We start from the raw sequence: 11024 nt of genomic DNA, 5'->3' as shown, positions 1-11024 counted from the left end.
TGCCCCATGTTGGTGGGGCGCGAGTCTGAGCAGGAGCGGATCACTCGGCTCCTCGCCGATGCCCGGTCCGGGCGCAGCGCCGCACTGGCGCTCTACGGTGAGGCCGGCATCGGCAAATCCGCCCTCCTCGAGTACGCCGGCACAGTGGCACACGACATGGCCGTGATCTCCGCAGTCGGGATCGAGTCCGAGGCCGAAGTCCCGTTCGGTGCTCTCCATCTGCTCCTCCACCGCTATCTCGACCACATCGAGGCGCTGCCGGGCCCGCAGGCGGCGGCGCTGCGCGGTGCCTTCGGCCTCGCCGACACCGGCGCCGGCGTGCGGGACCGGTTCCTCATCGGTGCGGCGACCTTGACCCTCCTTGCCGACATCGCCGGTGAACGACCCGTGCTCTGTGTGGTCGACGACGCCCAGTGGCTCGATCAGGCCTCGTCAGACGCCGTGCTGTTCGCCGCGCGCCGGCTCAGCGACGATCCCGTCGCCATGCTTTTCGCCTTCCGCGACGAAGGTGACCGTTCCCCGGCGCCGGGGGTCGAGGGCGTCCGGCTCGCCGCCTTGAGCTCTGCCGCGGCGGACCAGCTCCTGAACGTGCGGACACCTGGCCTGGCGACGCCCGTTCAGAAGCGGGTGCTGGCCGAGGCCGCAGGCAACCCGTTGGCCATCATCGAGCTCGGCTCGGAGATCAGGTCCGGGCGTCAGACTCCCGGCGACCAGGTCGGCCCGCTGCGGGTCACCGGCCGGGTCCAGGACGCCTTCCGCACCCAGCTCGCCGCGCTGCCCCCGGCCACCCGCCTGCTCATGGCGGTGGCGGCGGCCGACGAGAACGCCGGCCTCGACATGATCCTTCGCGCCGCCGCCCGGGTCGGCGCGGAGGCGGCGGATCTGGGACCTGCCGAGCAGGCGCGGCTCCTCTCGATCTCAGGGGACGAGGTGAGGTTCCGGCATCCGCTGATCCGATCGGTCGTCTATCAGGACACGCCCCATCACCAGCGGATCACGATCCATGCCGCCCTCGCCGCGGTACTGACCGGTCAGCGGCACGCCGATCGCCGGGCGTGGCACCGGGCGGCGGCGGTCACCGGGCCCGACGAGGAGATCGCCGGGGAGCTCGAGCGGGTCGCGGAGCGCGCCCAGGACCGGGGCGGCACCATGGCGGTCGCCGCCGCGTACGAGCGCGCGGCCCGCCTCAGCACCGACAGGGAGGGCAAGGCCCGTCGTATCGTCAACGCGGCGCGGGCGGCGTACGACGCCGGACGGCCCACGTGGGCCAACCGGCTCGCCGCTGAAGCCGTCTCCTCGACGGACGATCCCCGCCTGGCGGCCGAGGCGACCTTCATCCGCGCACAGGTGGAGTACGAGGCCACCGCACCGGCGGCCGACGCCGCACTCGCCCTGGAGGCCGCGGAGCTCGTCGCCACGAGCGACCCGGAGGCCGCGGCGTCCATGCTGACCGAGGCGATCTTCGCTGCCAGGGACGCCTGTGCGCACGGGCTGATGGTTCGAAGCGTGACATGTCTGGAAAAGCTGAACCTGTCGGCGGACTCCAGCCTCCGTCCCCTGGCCGGTGGCCTGATCGGCTGGGGCCGGCTCTTCGACGGCAAGCCGGGTTCCGCGGTCCCGTTGATGCGATCGCTGATCGGCGCCGCACAAGCGGGAACCGTGGACGGGTATCTGGAGCGGCTGTGCGCCGCGTTCACCAGCCTGCTCATCTCGGACGACGAGGCCGCCGCGACGCTTCTCGATTCCGTGATGGCGGAGATCAGGGCGGAGGGGGCGCTGACCTGGCTCACGTACGGGCTGGAGTGTCAGGCGATCGCGCAGCTGCTGCGCGGCGACTTCCGCGACGCGGAGTCCAGCGTGGCCGAGGGGGCGTCGCTGGCGTCCGACATCGGCATGGAGATGCAGGCCACCATCTTCGACGCGATCGCGACCTGGCTCGCGGCGATCCTCGGCGACGACGCCCGGTGCCGGTCCCTGGCCGACGGCACGCTGCAACGGGCCGTGCCGCATCCGGCGATCAGCGCGCTGGCGCAGTGGGGCCTGGGCCTGCTCGATCTGGCGGCCGGGCGCACGTCTGCCGCGCTCGACCGCCTCGACGGGGTGTGCGGCGGCCCGGCCCGGTACGACATCGTGATCCGCGCCGTGCCCGACCACGTGGAGGCGGCCGTACGCGCCGGACGGGCCGAGGCCGGGCGCAGCCACCTGTCCGCGTTCGATCGCTGGGCCGAGCAGACGGGGAATGCGCAGGCCATCGCGCTCTCCCGGCGTTGCCACGCCCTCCTCGGCCCGGACGGGGAAGCCGAAGAACACTTCACCGCCGCCCTGGCTCTTCATCGCAGCGCCAGGCCCCGCCCGTACGACGAAGCCCGGACCCGGCTGTTGTACGGGGAGTGGTTACGACGGCGGCGCCGGCGCGCTGAGGCCAAGGCCGAGCTGATCCGGGCGCGGGACGGCTTCGAACGGACGGGGGCATCCGGCTGGGCCGCCCGGGCCCGTGCCGAGCTCGACGTTCTCGACGGGGCCGCGCCCGCGGACATCGGCGACACCGACCTGCGCGGCCGCCTCACCCCGCAGGAGCTGCAGGTCGTACGCCTGGCGGCCGCCGGTTACAGCAACCGGGAGATCGCGGCACAGCTCTTCCTCAGCCCGCGGACCATCGGCCACCACCTCTACCGCGCCTTTCCCAAGGTCGGGGTCTCCAGGCGGATCGAGCTCACCCGGCTGGATCTCTGATCGCCCGGGAGCCGAATCCGTCAAACGACTTACAGCGACGTGACGTCCCTGGTCGCGGCGGCGCGTTCGGCCTGCCACCAGGCGTCGGCGGGCCCCCGGGTGCAGTCGTGCGCCCCTTCGTGACGGCCCGAAACCCGGAGGATGGCCGATGTACGCGCACCGCCGCCGCCCGTACCGTCGAAGCGTCCACGCCCGGCCGTGGTCGCCGTGGGCGTCGACCACGTCTTCTGGGCGGCCCCGGACCATGACCCCGACCACCTTCTCAATGCCCTCGAACAACTGCAGGCGCAATAACCCAAGAAAAAAGGGGAACCAAGATGGCGAAAGTCGTCGCGAACATGTCGGTGTCGCTGGACGGGTTCGTCGCCGACGCCTCCGACGGTGTGGGCCAGGTCTTTGCGTGGATCGGAGCCGGATCCGTACCGATCCGGCTGCCCGACGGGTCGGAGTCCAGCCTCGTGTCAGAAGCGAGCGCCCGCCACGTGACAAAGATGTGGGCGCAGGCACGGGCCCTCGTTGCCGGGCGGCGCACGTTCGACCTGGCGGGTGGGTGGCAAGGCAACCCTCCGCTGGGGCTGCCGACGTTCGTCGTCACCCACCAGATCCCCGAGGGCTGGAAGAATGACGGCAACCCGTTCACGTTCGTCACCGAAGGTGTCGAAAGCGCCGTAGCGCAGGCCAAGACCGTCGCGGGCGACGGCATTGTCGCTGTCAGCGGAGCGGACATCACCCAGCAGTGCCTCAACGCCGGGCTGCTGGACGAGATCAGCATGGATCTGGTCCCTGTGCTCCTGGGCTCGGGCGTCCGCTACCTCGACAGGCTCACTGACACCCCCATCGAGCTCGAAGGCCCGGACGTCGTCGAGGGAACGGGAGTGACCCACCTGGTCTACCGCATCAACCGAACCTAGGAGCGTGCCGCCCGGCCGCTTCACGGTACCCCTGTTGACCTTGGACAAATCGCCATAAACAATGACAAACAAGATCCAACCGTGAGCACCGGGCGAGCCTCCGCCTCCCGCTCCTGGGGATCCCGATCATCGTGGCGCAGGCGCTCGTCGGCACCAGGCGCAACCAGGAGAAGGTCTACGACTGGATCGACCGCCGCGGCCTCACCCGCCCGCTGCCCGAGCTGTCCACCCGGCTCCCGGGCAGCGTGCTCGCCCCTGTCAAGCAGGCGCTGAGCAACGCCAACGTGCGGTGGTCCGTGGTGTTGATCTTCCTGTTCCTGTGGGCCGAGGCGGGTGCGGTGACGTTCCTGGCCGTGCAGCTCACGCAGCACGGCATGGGGTTCGCCGAGGCCGCCTTCCTGTCAGGAGTCTCGGGGCTGACGGGGTGGCTCGGGCAGGTGGTCTGGGGTACGTGGTCGGATCACGCCGGCCGCAAGTTCGCCATCCGCTTCCTGGTGATCGGGTGGGCCCTGACCCTGCTGGCCATGATCTTCATCACCAGCGCGGCGACCGCGTGGGTCATCCTGCTCGCGTGGGGGCTGTTCCGCAACGCGCCGTTCCCCGTCACGTACGCGTTGCTCATCGACTCGGTGCCGAGACCGTGGGGAGGCACGCGGCGGCGGCCGGCCACGAGGAACGACAGGCCTGACGTCGGCGCTCTGACCGTTCACCGGTCCTCTCCTGCGAGCCCGCATTCCTCCATGGACCAGCGGCGGCGATGCCGGTGTGGACGGTCTTCCGGTTCCCCTTACGCACCCTGGACCTGGCCGGCCACCGCGGTGCGGACACGCCCGACCGCCATGCCCGGGCTTGCAGCCTGACGCGCCACTGCATATCGTGCCGATGTATCAGGTCGATATATCGGGCCGACGGTTCGCAGTTGGCCCGGCTGACGCGGGAGCTGCGATGAGGCGGATCGACTACGACACTGAGCAGTACCAGGACTACGCACGTGGCCGTGCACTTGACGACCAGCAGCTGCAGACATGGATCAGTGCCTTCGGAGCCCAGCTGCCCGAGCGGCGTCCGCTGGTCGGGCTGGACGTCGGCTCGGGGACCGGCAGGTTCACCCCCGCGCTGGCACGAGCGTTCGGCCCGGTAACCGGCGTCGAGCCGTCGGTCCGCATGCGCGAAATAGCGCAGGCGCAGTCCCGGCATCCCGAGGTGCGGTATCTGGCAGGCTCCGCCGAGGACATGCCGGTGCCGTCCGGCAGCGCCGACTACGCTCTCATGTTCTTGTCCTGGCACCACGTCCAGGACAAGCCGCGCGCGGTCCAAGAGCTGGCCAGAGTGCTCAAGCCCGCCGGCCGGCTGCTGCTGCGCGCGAATTTCAGCGACCACCATCCCAGGCCGTGGTGGCTGGAGCACTTCCCCCGCGGCTTCGAGGTGGACGCCTCGCTGTTTCAGCCGCTGCACGAGGTCATCGCGATGTTCACGTCGGCCGGCTGGCGCGTCACCGGCTTCGGCACGGTTACCGAGCCGTCCTACGGCACCCGCGCTGACATGCTCGAACGGCTGCGCCTGCGTACCCTTTCGTTCTTCGCCCAGCTCGGTCCCGAAGAACTGGAGGCCGGCTTCCGCAGCCTGGAGCAGGCTGTTGCCGCGGACCCCGGCGCACCGGCACCCGTGTTCTCCGAGCCGCTGCTCACGCTCGAACGGCACCAGTGAAGACGCGCGGTTCGAGGCCGGATCCACACCACCCGACGGGGGCGTCAGCACACCACGAAGATGCTCTTCCAACCGACGACCGTCTTCTGCTGCGCGTTGCTCTGGGTGGGCAGCGTGAAGTGCACCGGCCCTCTGGCGTTGATCTGGTTGTGCATCCGGCCGGACTGGCCGCCGCCGTACCACTTGTACGACCCGCGGTAGCGGAGGTTGGTCACGCCACACTTGTCGATGACCTGTGTCCGGCCGGTGAAGCCCGGCCCTTCGTAGGCCACGAACGTCGAGCCGGGGCCCGCGGATGTCGAGGCGTTGGCGGCACCGCCCATGATCATGACCAGGGAGGCAGAGACGGCGGAGACGAGGGCGATTCTCTTGATGCTCTTCACGGTGATCCTCCGGATACGTCTCAACTGATTTCCTTACGAGAGGAACATATGAATCAGCCCTTGATCGTCACTTGCGCCCCACTTACACCACACGTAACGACTGAGGGTAAAGCCGCCGTGTGAGACAGTTCGGCGACACTGACCACGTCACCCCGGCCCTGACCGAGCGGCGCTGATCGCCGACGCACTGGGCGCCCGCGTAGAAGCAGTGAAACCTGGTCGAGGGTGCCGTGAAACCGGCACCGCCGACAGTGAAGCCATGAGCATCACAGAACTCGGACGTACCGAGGGCGTCCCCGCCGTCGGCAGGGGCGCCGATCTGGCCGTACGTGCGCAAGGGCTGGTGAAGACGTTCGGCGAGCACCGCGCCGTCGACGGGATCGACCTGGAGGTACGCCCCGGTGAGATCTTCGGCGTCCTCGGCCCGAACGGCGCGGGCAAAACCACTACGATACGGATGCTGGCCACCCTGCTGAGGATCGACGCGGGCCGTGCCGAGATCTTCGGGGTCGACGTGGCCGGCAACCCGCACGTGATCCGCCAGCTGGTCGGCGTCACCGGACAATACGCGTCGGTCGACGAGAACCTGACGGCCAGCGAGAACCTCTGGCTCTTCGGCCGCCTGCAGGGCATCGCCGCGCCGCGCGCCCGGCGCATCGCCACCGAACTGCTGGGCCAGTTCGGCCTGGAAGAGGCCGCCGACAAACCGATCTCGCACTTCTCCGGGGGCATGCGCAGACGCCTCGACCTGGCGGCCAGCCTGATCACCAGGCCGCCGCTGATCTTCCTCGACGAGCCGACCACCGGTCTCGATCCGCGCACACGCGGCCAGATGTGGGACACCATCCGCGGCCTGGTCGCCGACGGCTGCACGGTGCTGCTGACCACGCAATATCTGGACGAGGCCGATCAGCTCGCCGATCGGGTCGCCGTCATCGACCATGGCCGCAAGGTCGCCGAAGGCACGCCCGACGAGCTGAAGACCGAGGTCGGCAACTCCACGCTCCAGTTGCTGCTCGCCGAGCCGGGCGAGGTACCCGCCGCTGTGGAGGTCGTACGGCGCGTCCTCGGCGAAGACCCGGTGCTCAGCCCGGAGCAGGGCCGCCTCAACGTCGCCCTCGACCAGGCGGACCTGGCCGCGGACGTACTGATCGCGCTCCGCACCGCCGGGGTGTCGATCGCCTCGGTGAGCGTGGCAAAGCCCAGCCTGGACGAGGTGTTCCTCGCCCTCACCGGCCACGAGACGAATGAGGACGACGGGACCGGCACGAAGGAGAACCGATGAGCACCATGATCGCACCCGCCCGCGAGGCGGTCCGCGCCGCCGACCGGGTGGCGGCCGCCCGGCGTCGCGTCTCCATGGGGGAGACGATCGGTCAGACCCTGACGATGGCATGGCGGGCGCTCAAGAAGATGCGTCGCAACCCGGAGCAGTTCTTCGACGTGACGCTGCAGCCCATCCTGTTCACCGCGATGTTCGCCTTCATCTTCGGCGGCGCCATCGCCGGTGACGTGGAGAGCTACCTCCCCCTGATGATCCCCGGAATCCTCGCCCAGACCGTGCTGACGACGTGCATGGCCACGGGCACGCAACTGCGTGAGGACATGGAAAAGGGCGTCTTCGACCGGTTCAAGTCGTTGCCGATCGCCCGGATCGCGCCGCTCGCCGGCCCTATGGTGGCCGACATGCTGCGCTACACGATCGCGGCCACTCTGACCTTCGGCATGGGTCTGGTGATGGGCTACCGCCCGGGCGGTGGAGCGGGCGGCGTGCTCGCCGCGATCCTGCTGGCGATCTTCACGGGCTGGTCGCTGGCGTGGGTTTTCACCTGGGTCGGCACCATAGCCCGCAGCGCCCAGGCAGTGCAGGGCATCTCCATGATGATCTTGTTCCCGCTGACGTTCCTGTCGAACGCGTTCGTCCCCGTCGAGACCCTGCCCGGCTGGCTGGCCGCGTTCGTCCGGTTCAACCCGGTCTCACACCTGGTCACGGCCACCCGCGACCTCGCCAACAGTGGCCTCGTCAGCGGAGAGGTGGCCTGGACGCTGCTGGCGTGCCTGATCGTCATCGCGATCTTCGCGCCGCTGTCGGTACGCAGCTACAAGCGGCACATGTGAGCTGCGCCCGTCGCGGCCGGAGACCCGCTCGACGAGACTTCGCGCCTCGTCGAGCAGGTCGGAGCCGCGCCGGTCGCCGTACTCGGCCCGCACGGCGGCGATCATCCCGGGTGCGGCCCGCTCCGCGTACGGTTCGATCCGCTCGAAGGCCATGCTGGGCATGCTGGTGTTGTACGCGAACCGTTCGGCCAGCACCAGCAACCCGATCGCGTCGCGCAGGGCCATGGCCCCGCGCAGCAACCCCCACGCGCCGAGCGCGAAGAGCCTCGAGCCACACAGCGGATAGTCGAGGATCGGGCTGTCCGCGGCCAGCAGGTCATAGCCCCGGACGGTGGAGAACAGTTCCTCGCCGTACCGGGCGTCCTCCGGCGGGGCGTGGTACGCGTACGCCGTCAGAGCGACCGACTCCGCCATGATCGCCCACGGCGTGGCCTCCGCGCGCAGCACCCCGGGCAGACGCAGGTTGTGCGCCCGCTGAACGGCCAGGCGGTACTCCGCGAGCGCGGCGGCCGTCCTGCCGCGGGCGAGGGCGAGCTCGGCCGCGCACAAAGAGGCCATCGCCACCCCGCCGAGCACGGTCTCGTTGTCGTTGATCCGGATGATCTCGGCGAGTTCGGCCTCCGCGGCGTCGAGCGCGCCGTCGGCGAGAGCGGAGATCAGCAGCAGCGCGCGGAGCTGGACCTCGTCGTCGGCGGCGCCGAGCCGGCTCAGCACCGGGATGGCGGTACGCGCGTGTCCGACCGCCCGCCGCCGGTCGCCGAGCTGCATGACCAAGTGGGCCAGCATGGCGTGCATGATCGCGGCGAACCACGGCCCCTCGCCCCCGCGGACCATCGCCAGGGTCCGCTCGGCGGCCTCGATCGCCCCGGTGACCTCTCCCGTGTTCTCCAGGACTTGGGCGCTCATCTGTGTCGCCGCCAGAACCACGTCACGGTCGGTGCTCCGGGACAACTCCTCCAGCCGACGGAGCACGTCGGCGCCGTCGTCCGCGTCGCACGCGAGCAGCACCGTGGCCATCGCCGCCACCAAGGGATCCGTCGCGTCACCGGTGGGCAGCGTACGGAGGAGGTCGCGCATCGGACCGCTGCTGCGGTCGGTGAAGTTGAGGCTGTTCATGAGCGTGATCAGCATGGCGGCCCTGGTCACCTCGACGAGGTGCGGCGGCGGCGTCCAGCCGCTGACCAGCTGGGCGATCGCGTCCCGGTGAACGAGAATCCGGGAGTGGTCGCCGCGGATCGACCACAGCGCGCCGATGCCCGCCAGCAACTGGACCATCGTGACGGGATCGGGCTCGCCGAGAGCCTGCCGGAGCAGATCGGCGAGGTTGCTCTCTTCCGCGTGCAACGCGTCGGCCGCCTCGAACTGCGCCGGGCCGAACAGCTTGGAGCCGTGCTCGAGGGCGTACTCCGTCGCCCAGGCCCGCTGCGCCGCCCGGGCGGACGCCTCTTCGCCGGCCTCCTTCAGCCGCATCCGCCCGAACTCCCTGACGGTCTCCAGCATCCGGTAGCGCAGGCCGTACGCCGTCTCGCGGACGTTCAGCATCGACTGCTCGGTCAGCGCGTTCACCACGTGCAGGGCGTCCGAGCCCAGTACGTGCTCGGCCGCGGTCAGCGTGAAACCGTCGCCGAACAGCGACATCCATCGCAACGCCAGCCGTTCCGGCTCGTCCAGCAGATTCCACGACCACTCGATGACCGCGAGCAGCGTCTGGTGCCGATCGGGGGCCGTACGGTTCCCGCCGCGCAGCAGGGCGAACCGGTCCGCCAGGCGCCGCGCGATCTCCTCCACCGACATCGCCCGTACCTTGGCCGCTGCCAGCTCGATCGCGAGCGGCAGCCCGTCAAGGCGGGCGACGACCTCCTCGACCACTCCCTCGTCGATCCGCACACCCGGGCGAGCGGCCGTGGCGCGCTGGCGGAACAACTCCACCGCGTCGCCCGCGGGCAGCTCGCCGAGCGGGTAGACACGTTCGGCGGGGATCGACAAGGGGGCGCGCGAGGTCGTGAGCACTCGAAGGTCGCGGGTCGTCACGGTCAGGAACGCCACCAGGTCGGCGACGGCCTCGATCACATGCTCGCAGTTGTCCAGGATCAGCAGCGCCGGAGCCTGATCGAGATGCTGGGCGATCCGGGCGCGAACGTCTGAGCGCTGCTCAGCGGTCAGGACACGACGCCCGCTGACCGAATCCCGAACCCCGAGCGCCGAGCCCACCTCGCCCACCACGCCCTCGGGCGAGGACACGCCGACGAGCTCGACGAAGTGAGCGACGGGCTGCGCGGCGTCTCTGCCGACGACATGAGCCAGCCGCGTCTTGCCCAGCCCGCCGGCGCCGATGACGGAGACCACCCGGTTGGTCTGCAACAGCGCGTGCACCGCACGGATGTCGCCATCGCGGCCGAGCAACGAGGAGCCGTCGAACAGGATGCCCGCACGCACCGGCCGATCCGCGATGAGGAGTTCGGCGTACACGCGGGCGAGCTCAGGCCCTGGTTCGGTGCCGAGCCGCGCCACCAGGCCCGCGCGATACCGCTCGTAGCGCTCCAGAGCGGCGGCGGCACCTCGTACGGCGGCCTCGCTCCGCAGCAGGCAGGCCAGCAGCTCCTCGTCGTGCGGCCGATCGGCCGCGGCCTCCTCCAGCAGCGGCAGCGCGGCCTCGTGAGCGCCGCTCCGGCCCCGCGCGATCGCCGCCACCCGCCGCGCCTCGGCCACCCACGTCGCCGCCATGCCCCTCAGCTCGGCGAGCGCGCCCGTGGCACCATCCGAGCCGCCGGCCACGAGGCCCATGGCCTCTTCGGCGCGGCGACGCGCGAGCGCCACGTCGTCCTCGCCCAGTGCGGCCCGCGCCTCCTTCACCAGCGCGCCGACCAGCAGCGCGTCCACCTGATCGGCGGCCAGCCCAAGCCGGTAACCACGCGAGATCCGTACCACGGCATCAGCACAGGTCGCCGCCCTGGTCCGCGAGACGACCACCTGCAGCGCCTTCGTCGGATTGGCCGGCGCCTCATCAGGCCACAGCTCCTCGACCAGGCGCTCGTCACTGATCCCCGCACGCCCGTGCATGGCGAGCACGGACAGCAGGGTCTGCGCACGATCGCCGATCACGCGCACACCCCGCCAGCGGACGCCGTCGAGCAGGACCAGAGCGGGGGACACACCCTCAGCTTACGGACGA

The 11024-nt window shown here is 70.4% G+C and carries 7 protein-coding genes and 1 pseudogene; 6 read left to right on the top strand and 2 right to left on the bottom strand.

Translation table 11 applies throughout. The features are described 5' to 3' along the window. Positions 1-6 precede the first annotated feature (6 nt). The 4 genes from ACIBI9_RS52210 (at position 7) to ACIBI9_RS52195 (ending at position 5351) form a co-directional block, all read left to right on the top strand. Positions 7-2733: an ATP-binding protein gene (locus tag ACIBI9_RS52210; RefSeq protein WP_397234813.1), complete on the top strand. Its 2727-nt coding sequence runs from the start codon at positions 7-9 to the stop codon at positions 2731-2733. Positions 2734-3050: 317 nt separating this feature from the next. Then, on the top strand, positions 3051-3644 hold the full coding sequence (locus ACIBI9_RS52205; protein ID WP_397234811.1) for a dihydrofolate reductase family protein: 594 nt from the start codon (positions 3051-3053) through the stop codon (positions 3642-3644). A 131-nt stretch (positions 3645-3775) separates the two neighbouring features. Further along, a complete protein-coding gene (locus tag ACIBI9_RS52200; RefSeq protein ID WP_397234809.1) occupies positions 3776-4504 on the top strand; it encodes an MFS transporter in 729 nt (242 codons plus the stop codon). Positions 4505-4589: 85 nt separating this feature from the next. Then, positions 4590-5351 carry a class I SAM-dependent methyltransferase gene (locus ACIBI9_RS52195; protein ID WP_397234807.1) on the top strand — a complete coding sequence of 254 codons (762 nt, stop codon included), beginning with the start codon at positions 4590-4592 and terminating at the stop codon, positions 5349-5351. Between the two features lie 44 nt (positions 5352-5395). Here the strand turns inward: ACIBI9_RS52195 and ACIBI9_RS52190 are convergent, their stop codons facing one another. Further along, positions 5396-5734 carry a MiAMP1 family antimicrobial peptide gene (locus tag ACIBI9_RS52190; RefSeq protein ID WP_397234805.1) on the bottom strand — a complete coding sequence of 113 codons (339 nt, stop codon included), beginning with the start codon at positions 5732-5734 and terminating at the stop codon, positions 5396-5398. Between the two features lie 259 nt (positions 5735-5993). Here ACIBI9_RS52190 and ACIBI9_RS52185 point away from each other — a divergent pair, with 259 nt between their 5' ends. Both ACIBI9_RS52185 and ACIBI9_RS52180 read left to right on the top strand, forming a co-directional pair. Further along, on the top strand, positions 5994-7019 hold the full coding sequence (locus ACIBI9_RS52185) for an ATP-binding cassette domain-containing protein (protein WP_397234803.1): 1026 nt from the start codon (positions 5994-5996) through the stop codon (positions 7017-7019). Continuing rightward, on the top strand, positions 7016-7852 hold the full coding sequence (locus tag ACIBI9_RS52180; protein WP_397234801.1) for an ABC transporter permease: 837 nt from the start codon (positions 7016-7018) through the stop codon (positions 7850-7852). The genes ACIBI9_RS52185 and ACIBI9_RS52180 overlap by 4 nt, the downstream gene beginning before the upstream one ends. A gap of 1686 nt (positions 7853-9538) precedes the next feature. Here the strand turns inward: ACIBI9_RS52180 and ACIBI9_RS52175 are convergent. Next, positions 9539-10912, bottom strand: a pseudogene (locus ACIBI9_RS52175) (ATP-binding protein); the annotation flags it as partial. Between the last annotated feature and the right edge of the window lie 112 nt (positions 10913-11024).

The organism is Nonomuraea sp. NPDC050451 (genome assembly GCF_044458585.1).
The sequence above is the reverse complement of the archived record's forward strand: the minus strand, read 5'-3'. Positions and strand labels throughout refer to the sequence as shown.

What these genes read in the sequence shown, in the direction of transcription:
- ACIBI9_RS52210 (WP_397234813.1), top strand. Translation starts at nt 7, where the DNA reads ATGTTGGTGGGGCGCGAGTCTGAGCAGGAGCGGATCACTCGGCTCCTC.
- ACIBI9_RS52205 (WP_397234811.1), top strand. Translation starts at nt 3,051, where the DNA reads ATGGCGAAAGTCGTCGCGAACATGTCGGTGTCGCTGGACGGGTTCGTC.
- ACIBI9_RS52195 (WP_397234807.1), top strand. Translation starts at nt 4,590, where the DNA reads ATGAGGCGGATCGACTACGACACTGAGCAGTACCAGGACTACGCACGT.
- ACIBI9_RS52185 (WP_397234803.1), top strand. Translation starts at nt 5,994, where the DNA reads ATGAGCATCACAGAACTCGGACGTACCGAGGGCGTCCCCGCCGTCGGC.
- ACIBI9_RS52180 (WP_397234801.1), top strand. Translation starts at nt 7,016, where the DNA reads ATGAGCACCATGATCGCACCCGCCCGCGAGGCGGTCCGCGCCGCCGAC.